The sequence below is a fragment of the Acetobacter fabarum genome, assembly GCF_011516925.1.
Lineage (GTDB): Bacteria > Pseudomonadota > Alphaproteobacteria > Acetobacterales > Acetobacteraceae > Acetobacter > Acetobacter fabarum.
In genome coordinates this window covers 39655-54735 of the sequence record NZ_WOTG01000004.1, presented here as the reverse complement: position 1 = coordinate 54735, position 15081 = coordinate 39655, and the positions used below count along the sequence as shown (strand labels likewise).

The following is a 15081-nucleotide window of genomic DNA, read 5'->3' as shown; positions in this document are numbered from 1 at the left end:
AACGTACCTGTCTGCTACGCAGCGTTTACTGCGCGGGAGCAGGTGCAACCACATCCCCCGCCGGAGCGGCAAGCTGGGGGGCTGCGGGCGCAGGCTGCGGCACGGTCTTGTTGGTCACGATATAGGTAATGGATTCGGCGCGGGTAATATCCACCACGTCACCAATCTTGAGTGTTTTCAGGAAGTCCTGCATCGCCTTGGTGCGCAGCACTGCCACGTGCAGGGAATCATCCCCCTCCGTGGTGAAGGAGATGGTGCTGGAGGGCAGATCGATGGTCTTGATCAGGGCGCGCTCGCGGTTAAAGGCCGCAATAATGCCACGCGGGTGACCATGCACAAAGCCCCGTGCCGTGGTGAGCGTGGATTCGGGCAGGGGGCTGCCCGGAGGGGCAAGCTGCGCGCCCAGTGTTTCCACGAACTGGATTTTCAGTTCATCACCTTCATGCAGGTGCGGCACGTCTTTTACGGCAGCGCCGTATTCAATGGTCAGCAGGTGGCCATTGCCTTCACGCAGCAGCAGTTCACGCGCTTCGCGGTCAACACTTTCCACAATAGCGGTCGCCTGCTGGCTCTTGAGCAGAACAGAGGCCTGCGCATGGGCCGCCGTTGGCAGGGCCATTGTGGCCAGCCCCGCAAAACCGAGTGCACAGGCCGCAACAGATGCCGCAGCCTTGGAGGAAAAGCGGGAAACAAGAGGATGCAACACTCTCAATCCTTTCCGTCAGAAGCCTGAAGCAAACAGCGCCAGGCCAGATATGTTACTGGCAGTGATACAACGCCTACACCATAACACAAGCCAAAGCGTTGCGTTGCGCGTTTGCACCTGTGGCAGAACCCGCCACCGCAAAAGAAAAAACCCGTCTGGGCGGACCAGACGGGTTTTTGCCGTGTGTCGGGCGTTCAGGAACAGGCCCGACGCGGGCTTAGCCGCAGCACTTCTTTTTACGGATGAAATAAACAACCGCTGCAATCAGGCCCAGAGCCAGAATACCACGTGCACAGGGGGATTTGGGGCATTTTGCCATGTCTTGAGCTTCCTCAATATGGGTTTCCACCCAACACGGGTCGGGCGTTCCGGTTCTGTTGTAGCGTAATTGGTGGGCCACGTCATGCCATCTGGCGTGCATAATCACCGCCAGACCTCATGCCTGCCGCGCAAAATACTTATGGAAGCAGAATAGTGCTGCCAAGGGTTGTTCCCGCCTCCAGCGCCTCATGCGCCTTGTGGGCCTCGGCCAGGGCAAAACGCTGGCCAATGGTGGGGCGGAGCGCACCCTGCTCAAGCATGGCAAACAGCTCCTGCGCTGCGGCCTCCAGTGCCGGGCGGGTAGCAATGTAGGTGGAAAGCGTAGGCCGGGTCAGGTACAGGCTGCCCCGTGCCGCAAGCACACCCACATCCACCCCCGTAACCGGGCCGGAGGCATTGCCGTAGCTGACCATAAGCCCACGGGGGGCAAGGCAGGCCAGACTGGTCTCAAACGTGGCGCGGCCTATGCTGTCATACACAACAGGCACCATAGCTCCGTTGGTTAATGCGCGCACACGGTCGGGCAGGTTGTCCATGCCCACCAGCACATCGGCCGCCCCGCAGGCACGGGCAATTTCCGCCTTCTGCTCCGATGAGGTTACGCCAATAACCCGTGCGCCAAGGTAGCTCCCCCACTGGCACAACAGCTGGCCCACCCCTCCGGCGGGAGCATAGACCAGAATATTTTCCCCCTGCCGCACCCTGTGGACCTGCCAGACCAGCATATGGGCAGACAACCCCCGCAGCATGACCGCAGCCGCCTGCTCGGTAGAAATCCCATCGGGCAGAACCACAAGCCGGTCTGCCGCAACCACACGGTACTGGGCATACCCCCCAAGCACCCCGGCATAGGCCACACGCGCGCCAACGCTCAGCCCCACAACATCGGCCCCCACGGCCTCCACCACCCCGGCCCCTTCCATGCCGGGAATGGCAGGCAGGTGGGGGAACTTGTACAGCCCGCTCCGAAAATACGTATCGATGAAGTTGACGCCAATTGCCTCCTGCCGCACCAGCACCTCCCCCCTGTGGGGCAGAGGTACGGATACGAACTCGGGCAGAAGAACGTCCGGCCCGCCGGTATGGTGGACCCGAACAACCTGATTATGCTGCGCCGTCATGCTGTTGGCCCCTCTGGTTCCTAAAGGTGGCGGCTACGGGCATGGGCGTGGCCAACGGGCCACGGTGGCGCGTACCGGCTGGCCGCCACAATGTGGTTTATGGGGCTGCACGGTCCTTGTCATCCTCACCCAGAAGCTGGATGAGCTGGCGCAGGTCCGTGAGCAGAATACCCACCACAAAACGTATGATCGGGTCTGCCGTTTCATTTTCCGTTGGCAGGGCGGCCATCACTTCTGCGGCAATGCGGTATTCATCCCCCGTGCGGGCCACGGCCTCGCTCTCGCAACGCTGGATGATCCACTGGAATCCACGCAGCATGCCAGCGCGTACGCTGGCCGCGCGCTCCAGCTCCTCCGCCGTGGCACTCTGGGGCAGCACCAGTATGGCGCGAGCCACCACCAGCGCATCCATTTGCAACTGCCGTATCCGTGCAGGCAGGCGGGCCAGCATGGGGTCGCGCTCATCCAGCGGGCGCCAGTGTTCGCGCCGGGCCTCTTCCAGCGCAGCCTGCACCTTGCGCAGGGAGGCCGCACATTCGTCATTCATGTCCTGAATGACCGACCATTCCACATGCCCCGTGCGGGCCTTTTGCAACATGGCCACAATCTGGCGCACCGTAAGGGCGGCGTTGCGGAACGCATCGCGCCGGGCCTGTTCGTGCAGCACCACATACGTGACCAGCGTGCCCGCCCCGACCCCGATCAGAATAGCCAGCACACGCTCGATCGGGCGCAGGTAGGGGTCGTTATCGGAGGGGAACAGTATGGCCACCATAAGCGTGACCACGCCCATGCGGGCCTCCGGCTTCCAGGATACCAGAACGGCCAGCGGCACAAACGCAATGGTAAACGCCCCCCACAGCGGCCAGTGCGCAAACATGAGCAGCGTAATGGGCACAATACTGACCGTAGCCCCGATAAGCGTGCCCACAAGCTGGTCACGCCCCTTGGAGATTGTATCCGTAATGCTGTTCTGGGTCACAATGACCGAGGTAATCAGTGCCCAGCCCGGTTCCTGCAGGTTGGTCAGCCAGGCCACAAACCCGGCCACACCAACAGCACTGAGCAGGCGCACGGTCTGGCAGACGGTGGCGTTGCTCAGCCACCGTGCCAGCCATGGGCAATACCGGCCTATATCCAGCACGGGCGCGCGCCTGCCCGTTAAAAGTGCAATCAGGGCGCGTCCTCCGCGCTCAGGGGGAAGGGAATCCAGCGCAGGCCATCCGCATCATGCACCAAAAGCAGGACCGAGCGCTTTTTGGCTTTGCGCGCGGCCTCGATCCGCTGTTTGAGGGCTGCTGGCGTTCCCACCTCGGCCTGCTGGACCTCGGTAATCACATCCCCTTCCTTCAGGCCCCGGTCCGCCGCCGTGCCATCGGGTTTGACACTGCTGACCAGCACACCTTTAAGGCTGGCAGGCAGGTTATACTTCTGCCGCCCGGCCGCATCCAGCGGGCCAACGGTAAAGCCAAAATCCGCAAAGCTGACAGAGGCCGCGGATTTGGGAGCGGCTACGGGCTTGGCCGGGGCTTCCTCCGGGGTTTCGGGCAGGGCGCCTATGGTTACGGGCACATCCATCACCTTGCCATGCCGCCACAGGCCCAGCTTGGCCTGCGTGCCCACCGGCAACTGGGCGGACAGGCGCGGCAGGGCCTTGCCCTCAATCGGCTGGCCGTTCAGGCTCTGGATCACATCGCCCGTTTTAAGCCCCGCCTTGTCGGCCGGGCCACCTTTTTCCACCCCGGCCACCAGCGCGCCAGTGGGTGTGCTCAGGCCCAGCCCGTCAGCTATGTCCTGCGTGACATTCTGGATACGCACACCAAGCCACCCGCGCGAGACCCTGCCGGTCTTGCGCAGCTGCTCCACCACGCCGCGTGCCTCGTTGGAGGGAATGGAAAAGCCAATCCCGACCGACCCGCCGGAGGGGGAATAAATGGCGGTGTTCACCCCAATGACGTTGCCATCCATATCAAACAGCGGGCCACCGGAATTGCCTTTGTTGATGGGCGCATCGGTCTGGATGAAGTCATCATACGGGCCTTGGTCAATATTACGCCCGCGTGAGGAGATAATGCCCGCCGTAACCGTGCCGGACAGGCCAAACGGGTTGCCAATGGCCAGAACCCAGTCCCCCACCCGGCGGTGTTCGCTATCCCCGAAGCTGACAAACGGCAGCGGCTTTTTGCTGTCCACCTTAAGCAGGGCAAGGTCCGTGCGGTCATCATGCCCAACGGCATGGGCGCTGAGCACCGTGTTGTCCTGCAAGGTTACCGTTATGCGGTCTGCTTTGCGGATCACGTGGTTATTGGTCACGATGTAGCCGGTCGGGTCGATGATAAAGCCCGAACCCAGCGCCTGCATCCGCCTTGGCGGGGCGTTGGGGTCTGTCTGGCGGTTCATGAAGTCATGGAAAAACTTCTCGAACGGGGAGCCCTGCGGGAAGTTGGGCATCTGGGGGAGCTGGTCGTCCTCATCATCCTCCTCCGCATCCGCTTCACGCACGGTCTGGGTGGTGGACACATTGACCACGGCAGGCAGCAGCCGGGCTGCAAGGTCGGCAAAACTGTCTGGCGCGCGGCCACCGGCGGCCACAACCGCAGGCACCGGAGCCTCCGCCGCATGCAGCGGGGCACACACCCCAAGGCCCGCCACCAGCAGGGTGGAGAGGGAAACAGAGCAGAACAGACGGACGGACACGCGCATGGACAACACAACTTTCTGCCGGGACAGGACAATTCTCGAAGACTGGGGGGTAAGGTTATTCATGGCGTGCCAAAACGGCAAGCATAGCCTACCCCTGTGTCGCGCCGGGGGCCGCAACGGGTGCCGCCGGAGCTACCGGCCGGCCGGCCCGCGCCCGTGTGCGCCGCCGGTCCAGCCATGAGGCAAGGCTGATCAGAATAGCCAGCCCCACAACGTTTACCGCAACCTGCAGGGCCCAGCCCTCCCCAAAGGTGCTGAAGATAAGCCGCGCATACAGGTCCAGTATGGTGCCGACCACAAATACCTCCAGCGAACTGCGGCCAACACGGGCCAGTTCCTGCCCTACCCACGATTCGGCCGCCCACCGGCGCGCAGGCTCGGAGGACTGGACAAGGTAGAAAATGGCCATCACATCCAGCAGCCGCAAAGGCGAGAGCCAGCTTTTGGCCGGGGCCAGCGTATCGCCAAACGGGCGCAGGTCCGGCAGACCCCACAGGGCCCACGGAAATGCCTGAATGGCCGAAAACAGCAGGTACACCCAGCATAGCGCCACAAGGGCTGGCACACGTTTGAAGTCTCGGCCGCGCTGCTGGGTCTGGGCGGAGGCCGTCAACCCGAGTGCAAACAGGAACTGCCACGCCAGCGGGTTGAAGTACCAGCCATCAGGGTCCAGCCAGTTGGGAAAGTTCAGCCCCGGGTCCATGTTCACCAGCATCCACAAGGCCCCCGAAAGCAGCAGGGCCAGCGAACGGTGGATCCGCATCAGCAGGTAAAAAATGGGGAACCCGCCCAGCAGCACAAGGTAGAGCGGCATGATGTTGAGGTTGCTGGGCAGGGCGTCAAACATCATCACCCGCCAGACCCAGCCCAGACCGTGGGCCAGCTCCGGCTCCAGATAATCGACCGAAACAGGGGTAAAGTGCCGCCAGCCCCGAACCGTAAACACATAGGCCATGACCATAATGGTCTGGCCGATGTAGAGCTGCACACAGCGTTTGAACAGGCGTTGCAGGGTGGGCAGCACACCGTATTTGGTAAAGCCCCGCCCATAGGCCAGCCACGACGCATAACCCGCCAGCAGCACAAACACCTCCGCCGCATCGGCAAAGCCTACGTTGCGCATGGTAAAGCGGTTAAGCAGGTTCTGGGGAATATGGTCTATAAACATCATCAGCAGGGCGGCACCCCGCAGGGCGTCAATCCTGTGGTCGCGGCGGCTGCGCGTGGGGGTTGCCACTGGTACCGTGGGGGCGGCTGCGCCACCCGGCTCCTGCGCAGGCGCACCCGTGGCGGGTGTTGCCTGTACCGTGCCTGCCTTGTCCGTGTGTGCCTGCATCTTACCCTTTCGGCACGGCCCTGCCTCGCCCGTTGGTTATTCCCCGGCTGTTCCTCTACCCATACCACCCTGTATGTGCCAGAAAAAAGGCGTTATAACCCATGGCCGCCCCCAATGGCGCGCCCCTCTTTGCCGTATCTTCCCCCAAGTACGGTGTTATAACCCCCACGGCACAGGACAAGACCCTTGGCGCAGACTGCTCCTTTTTCTTCTGACACACTGATGGACCTTCTCAGGACCATCAGAACGCCACAGACCGGGCTTTCCCTTGCCAGCGCCGGGCGACTGGAAAGCTGCATGGTGGATGATACCGGCCGCCTGACCCTGACGCTGGCCGTCCCGCGCGAGCAGGCCCCCGAGCTGTCCGGCCTGTGTGATGAAGCCGCCCAAAAGCTGCAAACCCTGCCCAACATCACCAGCGCCACCCTTATCCTGACCGCGCACCGCCCCGCAGGTGCGCCGGAGCCAAACACCCGCCCACAGCGCAGCGCACCCGCCGCGGCCCAACCGGCTGCCGGCGGGCACCGCCCGCTTGGGGGCACACCCGCAGCGCCCGATGCCCCCGTGCTGCCCGGTGTTAAAACCATTATTGCCGTGGCCTCGGGCAAGGGTGGGGTGGGCAAGTCCACCACCGCAGTCAACCTTGCCGTAGGGCTGGGCATGGAAGGGCTGAAAACCGGCCTGCTGGATGCCGATATTCATGGCCCCTCCCTGCACCGCATGCTGGGCACAACGGGCAAGCCAGAGGTTGTGGAAGGCCGCCTGCAACCCGTTCAGGCATGGGGTATCCGTGCCGTCTCCCTTGGCATGCTGGTGGACGAAAAAGCCGCCATGATCTGGCGTGGCCCCATGGTTATGGGCGCGATCAACCAGCTGCTGACCGATGTGGACTGGGGCAATCTGGATGTCATGGTGGTGGACCTGCCGCCGGGCACGGGGGACGCCCATCTCTCGCTCACCCAGAAGGTGCCGCTGAGCGGGGCTGTTATTGTCTCCACCCCGCAGGACATCGCCCTGATCGACGCCCGCCGGGGCGTGACCATGTTTGAAAAGGTCAAGGTGCCGGTGCTGGGGCTGGTGGAGAACATGTCCTACTTCTGCTGCCCCAACTGCGGGCATAATACAGAGCTGTTTGGCCATGGCGGCGCACGGCGCGAGGCCGAAGCCATGGGGGTTCCCTTTCTGGGGGAAGTGCCGCTGCTGGCAGACATCCGCTCCAGCGCGGATAGTGGCGTACCGCTGGTTATTGGCGCACCCCAGAGCGAAGGCGGCAAGGCATGGCGCGCCATTGCCCACACCGTGGCCACGGCCATACAGACCATGCAGGCCTAAAACCACCCCCTGCACCTTGCGGGCCGGACGCTCCCTGCCCGCAAGGCATCAGGCCCGCGCAGACCGCCGCAAAAGCCCCAGCACGGGCCATGGGCAGACCTTATGCCAAAGGGTCACCCGGCAGGCATCCTGCCCACTCAACAGCCCCTCACACGCAGCCGCTCCATAGCAGCCCAGATATGGGGCCAAATGTCAGGCCCAATACCGGAACCGGTATAGCCTAGCGCTTGGGCTGGGGCGTTTTAGCCTTGGCCTGCGGGGCTGGTGTGTCCTTGAAATACGCACGGCAGGCGGGGCTGAGCTTGTCTTTTTTGCGCTCCATGCAGGCTGTAATTCTTTTTTCATTGGGAATGGCAAAGGCGCACAGGCGCAGGGCATCGCCCTTGCAGGCTTTGGTCTGCTGTTCGCGCGCCGTATCGGCCCGGGCTGGCAGGCCCGCTGCCATCAATGTGAACGCACAGGCAAAGGCGGACAGGGCAAGGCGGGCAGAACGCCGGTTGGGACAAGACATGAATGCTCCTTATAATTCCCCAGAAATCCTACGGTCTTGCCGTCCCCCGGAACCGGGCTTGCGGGTAGGGCGAGCATGGCAGGCAAACATGGCGCACGGCAATACAAACCCGAGCGCTGCCCTGTTTATGGCCTGCTGCTGCGGCGTTTGACAGGACAGGCGTCAAGTCCGTCCAGATTTAATGCAGATGTCTTGATAAAAAATGAGCGCCGGAGGGGCAGGCCCCACGGCGCTCGCATAAAAACAGGTTGGGCTGCAATGCGCCCCGCGCCAGCTCAGGGGGTGGGGGTTTGCAGGGTGGCCATCATTTCATCCCACTCACGGCGGCTCAGGCCCGAGCCAGCCTGCTCCACAACCTCGCCCGCCAGCATGCGGCGGACAACCGCCATCATGGAGGCCGAGAATGTCACCGCCCCGCGCCGGTACTCCTCAAACGCGGCGGCGGTGGTGGGCACCCATGCATGCAGGATTTTCAGCATGGCTTCGGCATACACACGAATTTCGTACTGTGCGTGGGGGTCAATGCGCAGGGCGAGGAAGTGCATGAGGTTATGCAGGTCGATCTTCCAGTACCACTGCGTGTAGGTGTTCAGCGTCAGGTTGATGCGCCCCAGCTCACGCGCAAGGCCGTAGCCGTTTTCCCCGTCCAGCATGCGCTCGTAGTCGCGGTAAGTGCGCATGGCGTCTTCACGCAGGATGTCCAGCACCTCGGCGGCGGCTTCTGGGGCCAGAATCTCGCCCCGGCCCTGACGGTTGACCTCGCTCTGGGCAGCCATGTGGGCGGGGTCGGGCAGATAGAACTCGCTATCCAGAATGGAGTAGCGGGCCGAATACTCGTTCACGCTCGCCATACGGTGGCGAATCCACTGCCGCGCTACAAAAATGGGCAGTTTGACGTGGAACTTGATCTCGCACATTTCAAACGGGGAGGAATGGCGGTGCCGCATCAGGTAGCGGATCAGCCCGGCATCTTCCGATACCTTGCGCGTGCCCCGGCCGTAGGAAACACGGGCCGCCTGCACAATGGCCGCATCATCGCCCATATAGTCGATCACGCGCAAAAAGCCGTGGTCGAGCACTTCCTGCGGGGCGTACAGCATGGCTTCAAGTGCTGCCACGGTCGGGCGGCGGGTGGAGAATGTTTCCTGCCCGTGGGCCGCAATTTCGGCGCGTTGTGCTTCGGTCAGTGACATGCGCAGGATCTCCACCATGCTAGAAAAAAACAGACAGCGCACACGGTAGGCCCGCGTGTATGCGCGCGGTTGTAGCAGGCATACCCCCACACGGGGAAGGCAGAAAGACCTGCAGGCGCTTGCATTTTGGAAGCCAAGTTCCTATGTGTGGGGTGCCGGAAGATTTCTTGCGGCTATGGCAATAAACGGGATGTGGCATAGGCGTAGTGGACCCGGGGGCGGTACCCGGCGTCTCCACCATAAATCCGGATCGCAAGACCCGGACAGATGGGGACGAAACAGGCTCGACACGCGCAGTAAAGACATCTTTTTTGCCCGGTATTGTACCACCGTTATCGGGCTAATTTTACAAGTGCCAATGATAACACTGAGGTGCTCGCTGTTGCTGCATAAGCAATAAGCGCGGTTCGGGAGGGCACCGGGCAACAGAAGCCCTCCCACTTCATGCCATTTTTCCCCTATTATATTCCGCCACGCCCTGAGGCATGGCCCGTATGTGCTGTGGCGGCCCACCCGGCCCCTGCCCTGCGGCATGGCCGCAGGCAGGCCTTGGCGCTTGCACTGGCCGAACCTTTCGCGCATGGCTGACGCTAGAGTGATACGTATGGCCAGCCGCCCCCAGACGGCTGAAGCAAGGAGACCAAGCATGGCTGATGACCACAACAATACCCCGGGAAATGACGGTACCCTCCCCCCCAGCCTGCTGCCCTACGACCAGTGGTTGGAGGAAGCCTACAGGGACGTCATGCTCAAAGCACTCGAACATGTGAGCCGCGAAGGGCTTGCAGGCGAGCACCATTTCTATCTGAGTTTCCGCACGGACCTGTCTGGCGTGCAAATTCCCGACCGGCTCCGTGCCCAGTACCCGCACGAGATGACCATTGTGCTCCAACACCAGTTCTGGGACCTCAACGTGGACCGCGATGCCGGTATTGTGTCCGTTGGTCTGTCCTTTGGGGGTGTTGGGTCCATTCTGGTCATTCCCGTCCGGGCGATTACCGGGTTTGCAGACCCCTCCATCCACTTCAACCTGCATTTTGAGCCGGTGGAGGATGAGGAGCCCGCACCCACAGACCACACGCCGGCCGATGCCGGAGAGAGTGCGGAAGCACAGGGCGACTCCTCTTCCCAGGTTGTCAGCCTTGACGCCTTCCGCCGCAAGGGACCATCACCAGCCTGAGCCCCCGGTGCGCGGGGGTCAGGCCGACGGAGAGAGTAGAGACACGACCATGACCAGCCAGCCCCCCCGCCCCCCACTGCCAGAGTTTGCCTATTCCCCCCTGTTCCCTCTGGGGGAGGACACAACAGAATACCGCAAGGTGGATATTGCAGGTGGTGTCAGCACATCGCATTGCGGTGGCAAAACCGTTCTGCACGTTACCCCCGAGGCGCTGACCGAACTGACAGCCCGCGCCTTCCATGAGGTTGCGCATTTCCTGCGCCCTTCGCACCTGCAGAAACTGGCCAATATCCTCAAAGACCCCGAAGCCTCGGACAATGACCGCTTTGTAGCGCTTGACCTGCTCAAGAACGCCTGCATTGCCGCAGGGGGCATCCTGCCCATGTGCCAGGACACCGGGACCGCCATTGTATTTGGTAAAAAAGGCCAGCGCGTCTGGGTGGAAGGGAACGAGGAAATCGCCTTTTCCCGCGGTGTGTACGAAACCTATACCCGCACCAACCTGCGCTATTCGCAGATGGCCCCGCTCACCATGTTCGAGGAAAAGAACACCGGCACCAACCTGCCCGTGCAATGCGACATCTTCGCCAGCCCCGCTGGTGTGCATGACGAGCAGATGGACCTGATGTTTGTGGCCAAGGGTGGCGGCTCGGCCAACAAGACCTTCCTGTTCCAGGAAACACGCGCCCTGCTGGGGTCCGAGCAGCAGTTGCTGGACTGGCTGGACACAAAGGTGCGCACGCTGGGCACCTCCGCCTGCCCGCCTTACCACCTTGCCATTGTTATTGGCGGCATGTCCGCCGAGCAGACGCTCAAGACCGTAAAACTGGCCTCCACCCACTGGTATGACGCCCTGCCCACCAAAGGCGACATGACCGGCCACGCCTTCCGTGATCTGGAGATGGAGCAGAAGGTGCTTGAGCTTACCCGCAAGCTGGGCATTGGCGCGCAATTTGGCGGCAAGTATTTCTGCCACGACGTGCGCGTGGTGCGCCTGCCCCGGCATGGGGCTTCCCTCCCCGTGGGGATTGGTGTTTCCTGCTCCGCCGACCGGCAGATCAAGGCGCGGGTCACGGCGGAAGGGTTCTTTCTGGAACATCTTGAACACGACCCCGCGCGCTTCCTGCCCGAAACCACGGACGAACACCTTGAGGGCGAAGCCGTGCGCATTGACCTCAACCGCCCGATGGATGAAATCCGCAAGACCCTCTCGCAATACCCGGTCAAGACCCGGCTGGCCCTGACCGGCACCGTGGTTGTTGCGCGTGATATTGCGCATGCCAAGTTCCGTGAGCGGCTCCAGCGCGGCGAGGGCCTGCCCCAGTACCTGAAAGACCACCCCGTTTACTACGCAGGCCCGGCCAAAACGCCCGCTGGCATGCCCACAGGCTCCTTTGGCCCCACAACGGCCGGGCGCATGGATTCGTACGTGGCCGAATTGCAGGCCAATGGCGGTTCCTACGTTATGCTTGCCAAGGGCAACCGCTCCAAGGCCGTGCGGGATGCATGCCAGCAATACGGCGGCTTCTACCTCGGCTCCGTTGGTGGCCCCGCCGCCCGGCTGGCCAAGGACTGCATCCGCAAGGTGGAGGTGCTGGAATACCCCGAACTGGGCATGGAAGCAGTGTGGAAGATCGAGGTAGAGGATTTTCCCGCCTTTATTGTTATTGATGATAAAGGCAACGACTTCTACGCTGAACTGTAACCCCCACCGGGGCTGCCCCGCCGCCACACCATGGCGGGGCAGACAGAAGAGGAGCTGTGTGGTTTTCATGCGCTTTACAGTCGATCGTCTGGATCATGTTGTCCTGACCGTGCGCGATGTCGAAATTTCCGCATCATGGTACCAGCGTGTACTTGGCATGGAGCGGGAAGAATACGGGCGCAACAACCGCACCGCCCTGCGCTTTGGCGGGCAGAAACTTAACCTCCGCCCGCACGATGCCACCGGCTGGGACACGGCAACCCATGCCCTGCCCGGTGGTAATGACCTGTGCTTTATTACCGCCATTACCAGTGATGACGTGGTAGAGCACCTGAAGAACTGCGGCATTACCATTGTGGATGGCCCCGTCGCCCGCCTTGGCGCCATTGGCCCCATTACCTCGGTTTACTGCCACGATCCGGATGAAAACCTGATCGAAATTGCATCTTACCAAGGATAAAACACAACAGATTCCCCCAAAGCAGAGAATGAACAGCAGGACTCAGGACAGAGTATGCTGTTCATCTATGCTGGGGCGCGCTATAGTCCGGTAACAAATTATTTTGTATTGATTTTGAAAATAATTTCTAGGTTCCGGAATATGCAAAAATCTCAGCAGAAACTCTTTTTACTGGGTCTGATGGCATTATCAGGCTGTGCAACAATTCTGGAACCTCCCAAGCAGACCATCTCCATCAACTCTGACCCTCCGGGGGCTGTCTGCGACGTAACCAGAGCGGGCAAACCGATCAGCACATTCCATACGCCGGGCGAATTTACGGTTGCCAAGAGCCACAACAACCTGATCATTCGGTGCCAGAAGCCCGGTTATGCCCCCGTTACCGGTGTGGATGAAAGCCACAACGCAGGCTGGATTTTCGGCAATATGGTGGCCGGTGGTCTGGTCGGCACGATTGTGGATCTCTCCACCTCCGCAGATGATGTGTACGGCGAGAGCATCCGGATCAAAATGCACAAACTCGATAAGGATGACCCCGACGTGTACAGGCTATACCGCCTGAGCCATGACACGGATGACGAAAAAAATCATCGCGAGCCCCTTAGCGCGCCCATACAGGCCGAAAAATACTAACCGATAGGCCGGGAAAGAAGTCTGTTTTTACTTTCCCGGCCGCGGGCCTTGCCCTGACCTAACCTGCCTTGGTCTGTGTCTGCTGCTGCTTGAGCCGCACGGCATCATCATGGTCCACAATCCCGTGGCGGGTGGTCAGCCAGCCCCCTCTAAAGCCCGCGCGCAGCAGGCCACGGCAGATAATGGGGTTATCCTTCATGGTGTTCCACACCATGCCATCCCGCCAGTTTTCCACCATGAGCAGAATGGGCCCCTGGTCGATGCCAATATAGGTATCATCCGCCCAGTAGGCCTGTTTGCCATCATGGTAGCTGGGGTTGAAGGCATCTACAAAGCCGTAAGTGCTGTAGATGCGGTCCCCGTATTTGTCGCGCATGGTGCGCAGGGCGGGAATGGCCAGTTCTGGCGCAAACGCTACGGAGCCACCCGCCGCTGTTGGGGCCAGTGTGCCATCATCAAGCGTGTAGTCACGCCCGACGCCACGGGCGGTATAGGCCATGAACTTGCGCTGCTGGCCGTTTTCCACCTTTGTGGTTTCTGCCGGGCCGTCACTTGCTGTCAGGCCCCAGATATTTGGCCCGTAATCCTGCCATTTGCCGGGGTTTTGGGTCGCGTAGCCCTGCTGGGCGTACACGGCGCGGCGGCTGTTTTCAAAATAATCAATCCCGGCCGAACGGCTCCAATCATCCTTGATACCCCGGAAGTCGATCCATGCATGGGTGTACTGGTGGCCGAACAGGGGGGCGAAGTTGAGGAAGGTCTGGCCATAGGATTCGCCCCAACGGCTCTTGTTGGTGGAAATCCATGCCTGCCATGATGTCGGGTCGAGCGGATGCGTGGTGGAGCCAAGGCCCATCACATACAGCATCATGCCCTCATTATACCCTTCCCAGTAATTGGATAAAAAGCCACGCTCGGGCGACCAGCCCATGCTCAGCCGGTTATCCGGGCGCAGCATCCAGCGCCAGTCCACGCGGTTGAACAGCTTGGCGGCCAGGTCGCGTATTTCGGCCTCGGCGGCGGAATCATGCGTGTAGTAACTGGTCGTAAACAGCACCCCCTGCATGAGCAGGGCCGTGTCTATGCTCGACAGTTCAATATCCGGGTTAAGGCGCAGCCCGTTCTCACGCTTGAGGAAGTGGTAGAAAAAGCCATGGAAGCCCGCAGCTTTGTCCGCGCTGTCGTTCTGGGGGAGCTTCCACAGGTAGCGCAGGGTTGTCAGGGTCCGGTCCACGGCCTGCTGGCGGTTAATGTAGCCCCGGTCCGCACCAATGCCGTAGGCGGTCAGCGCAAAGCCAATGGACGCAACGCTGGACTGGGTCTGGTCCGATGGGTAGCGGTCGGGCACCAGCCCGGTTGCGGGGTCTGCCGAATCCCAGAACCACAGGAAGGTCCGGTGCTCCAGATCCGCCAGAAAAGCCCTGTCTGTCTGGTCAGGATGGAAGGGGCTGGGGACTCGCGCCACAACAGAGGATGTTGCCGCCGCCTGTGCGCCCCCCCCTGCTGCAAGGCCGGTCAATGCGCTACCGAGCATGAGCAAGGACAGACAAACCCGACCGTTCCTCTGGCGTTGCCCCTGTGCGGGCAGGCTGGTTTTTGTCTTGCCATGTGCAAAAAAGCGCCTCAGTACCATAAGCCTTGCATTCCTCATCTGTTCACACCAGCGCCACTGCCGCAGCGGGCTGTTTTCTGTCCGGCCCGGTTGCCGCGCTGCACCGGAACGGGCGTTGAATATAGGGGCCATGTCCCGCACCCCGCCAGAGCGGAGCGGGGGCCTGCGCCACGGAATCTGCCGAATTTCAGAAAATATTCACGTTTTATGTGTGCCTCAAAGGCTATGTGGGCGGCCACCACCCATACAACATGCCTGCCCAGCCCTG

General features: G+C 61.5%; 15 protein-coding genes and 1 other RNA gene. 7 read left to right on the top strand and 9 right to left on the bottom strand.

Going from position 1 to position 15081, the window contains the following annotated elements; all coding sequences use genetic code 11:
• Positions 1–25 precede the first annotated feature (25 nt).
• The 6 genes from GOB83_RS07170 to GOB83_RS07145 all read right to left on the bottom strand — a co-directional run bounded on the left by GOB83_RS07170 (position 26) and on the right by GOB83_RS07145 (position 6187).
• Entirely contained in the window at positions 26–619 is a 594-nt protein-coding gene (locus GOB83_RS07170) for a hypothetical protein (RefSeq protein ID WP_242005781.1), read from the bottom strand.
• A gap of 304 nt (positions 620–923) precedes the next feature.
• Positions 924–1127 carry a hypothetical protein gene (locus GOB83_RS07165; protein ID WP_086646130.1) on the bottom strand — a complete coding sequence of 68 codons (204 nt, stop codon included), beginning with the start codon at positions 1125–1127 and terminating at the stop codon, positions 924–926.
• Between the two features lie 37 nt (positions 1128–1164).
• On the bottom strand, positions 1165–2148 hold the full coding sequence (locus tag GOB83_RS07160; RefSeq protein ID WP_095349693.1) for a quinone oxidoreductase family protein: 984 nt from the start codon (positions 2146–2148) through the stop codon (positions 1165–1167).
• A 97-nt stretch (positions 2149–2245) separates the two neighbouring features.
• Positions 2246–3292, bottom strand: coding sequence for an FUSC family protein (locus GOB83_RS07155; protein ID WP_233129096.1), 1047 nt, complete (start codon positions 3290–3292; stop codon positions 2246–2248).
• Between the two features lie 29 nt (positions 3293–3321).
• Complete coding sequence (locus GOB83_RS07150; RefSeq protein WP_095349717.1) at positions 3322–4851, bottom strand: DegQ family serine endoprotease; 1530 nt, start codon at positions 4849–4851, stop codon at positions 3322–3324.
• Positions 4852–4939: 88 nt separating this feature from the next.
• Positions 4940–6187 carry an OpgC family protein gene (locus GOB83_RS07145; protein ID WP_095349692.1) on the bottom strand — a complete coding sequence of 416 codons (1248 nt, stop codon included), beginning with the start codon at positions 6185–6187 and terminating at the stop codon, positions 4940–4942.
• Between the two features lie 186 nt (positions 6188–6373).
• Here GOB83_RS07145 and GOB83_RS07140 point away from each other — a divergent pair, with 186 nt between their 5' ends.
• Entirely contained in the window at positions 6374–7519 is a 1146-nt protein-coding gene (locus tag GOB83_RS07140; protein ID WP_408737427.1) for an Mrp/NBP35 family ATP-binding protein, read from the top strand.
• 220 nt (positions 7520–7739) lie between these two features.
• Here the strand turns inward: GOB83_RS07140 and GOB83_RS07135 are convergent, their stop codons facing one another.
• Together GOB83_RS07135 and thyX are read right to left on the bottom strand one after the other, a co-directional pair.
• Positions 7740–7964, bottom strand: coding sequence for a hypothetical protein (locus GOB83_RS07135; RefSeq protein ID WP_143296460.1), 225 nt, complete (start codon positions 7962–7964; stop codon positions 7740–7742).
• A 341-nt stretch (positions 7965–8305) separates the two neighbouring features.
• Positions 8306–9223, bottom strand: coding sequence for an FAD-dependent thymidylate synthase (thyX, locus tag GOB83_RS07130; protein WP_086646184.1), 918 nt, complete (start codon positions 9221–9223; stop codon positions 8306–8308).
• A gap of 115 nt (positions 9224–9338) precedes the next feature.
• Between thyX and ssrA the strand changes: the two genes are divergently transcribed.
• The 6 genes from ssrA (at position 9339) to GOB83_RS07100 (ending at position 13201) form a co-directional block, all read left to right on the top strand.
• Positions 9339–9665: a transfer-messenger RNA gene (gene ssrA, locus GOB83_RS07125) on the top strand.
• 2 nt (positions 9666–9667) lie between these two features.
• A complete protein-coding gene (locus GOB83_RS07120; protein WP_165925654.1) occupies positions 9668–9811 on the top strand; it encodes a hypothetical protein in 144 nt (47 codons plus the stop codon).
• A gap of 58 nt (positions 9812–9869) precedes the next feature.
• Positions 9870–10403, top strand: a complete 534-nt coding sequence (locus GOB83_RS07115) for an SspB family protein (RefSeq protein ID WP_086646185.1) — start codon at positions 9870–9872, stop codon at positions 10401–10403.
• Between the two features lie 49 nt (positions 10404–10452).
• On the top strand, positions 10453–12108 hold the full coding sequence (locus GOB83_RS07110; protein WP_165925653.1) for a fumarate hydratase: 1656 nt from the start codon (positions 10453–10455) through the stop codon (positions 12106–12108).
• Between the two features lie 67 nt (positions 12109–12175).
• On the top strand, positions 12176–12568 hold the full coding sequence (locus tag GOB83_RS07105) for a VOC family protein (protein WP_086646135.1): 393 nt from the start codon (positions 12176–12178) through the stop codon (positions 12566–12568).
• 141 nt (positions 12569–12709) lie between these two features.
• On the top strand, positions 12710–13201 hold the full coding sequence (locus GOB83_RS07100; protein ID WP_143221898.1) for a hypothetical protein: 492 nt from the start codon (positions 12710–12712) through the stop codon (positions 13199–13201).
• Positions 13202–13259: 58 nt separating this feature from the next.
• Here GOB83_RS07100 and GOB83_RS07095 read toward each other — a convergent pair whose 3' ends face one another.
• Positions 13260–14834, bottom strand: a complete 1575-nt coding sequence (locus GOB83_RS07095) for a glucoamylase family protein (RefSeq protein WP_242005774.1) — start codon at positions 14832–14834, stop codon at positions 13260–13262.
• Positions 14835–15081 lie beyond the last annotated feature (247 nt).

Bases quoted from the DNA above. Each gene is read 5' to 3' on its own strand.
- GOB83_RS07170 (WP_242005781.1), bottom strand. From the start codon at position 619: ATGGCCCTGCCAACGGCGGCCCATGCGCAGGCCTCTGTTCTGCTCAAG.
- GOB83_RS07165 (WP_086646130.1), bottom strand. From the start codon at position 1,127: ATGCACGCCAGATGGCATGACGTGGCCCACCAATTACGCTACAACAGA.
- GOB83_RS07160 (WP_095349693.1), bottom strand. From the start codon at position 2,148: ATGACGGCGCAGCATAATCAGGTTGTTCGGGTCCACCATACCGGCGGG.
- GOB83_RS07150 (WP_095349717.1), bottom strand. From the start codon at position 4,851: ATGCGCGTGTCCGTCCGTCTGTTCTGCTCTGTTTCCCTCTCCACCCTG.
- GOB83_RS07145 (WP_095349692.1), bottom strand. From the start codon at position 6,187: ATGCAGGCACACACGGACAAGGCAGGCACGGTACAGGCAACACCCGCC.
- GOB83_RS07135 (WP_143296460.1), bottom strand. From the start codon at position 7,964: ATGGCAGCGGGCCTGCCAGCCCGGGCCGATACGGCGCGCGAACAGCAG.
- thyX (WP_086646184.1), bottom strand. From the start codon at position 9,223: ATGTCACTGACCGAAGCACAACGCGCCGAAATTGCGGCCCACGGGCAG.
- GOB83_RS07120 (WP_165925654.1), top strand. From the start codon at position 9,668: ATGCCATTTTTCCCCTATTATATTCCGCCACGCCCTGAGGCATGGCCC.
- GOB83_RS07115 (WP_086646185.1), top strand. From the start codon at position 9,870: ATGGCTGATGACCACAACAATACCCCGGGAAATGACGGTACCCTCCCC.
- GOB83_RS07110 (WP_165925653.1), top strand. From the start codon at position 10,453: ATGACCAGCCAGCCCCCCCGCCCCCCACTGCCAGAGTTTGCCTATTCC.
- GOB83_RS07105 (WP_086646135.1), top strand. From the start codon at position 12,176: ATGCGCTTTACAGTCGATCGTCTGGATCATGTTGTCCTGACCGTGCGC.
- GOB83_RS07100 (WP_143221898.1), top strand. From the start codon at position 12,710: ATGCAAAAATCTCAGCAGAAACTCTTTTTACTGGGTCTGATGGCATTA.
- GOB83_RS07095 (WP_242005774.1), bottom strand. From the start codon at position 14,834: ATGGTACTGAGGCGCTTTTTTGCACATGGCAAGACAAAAACCAGCCTG.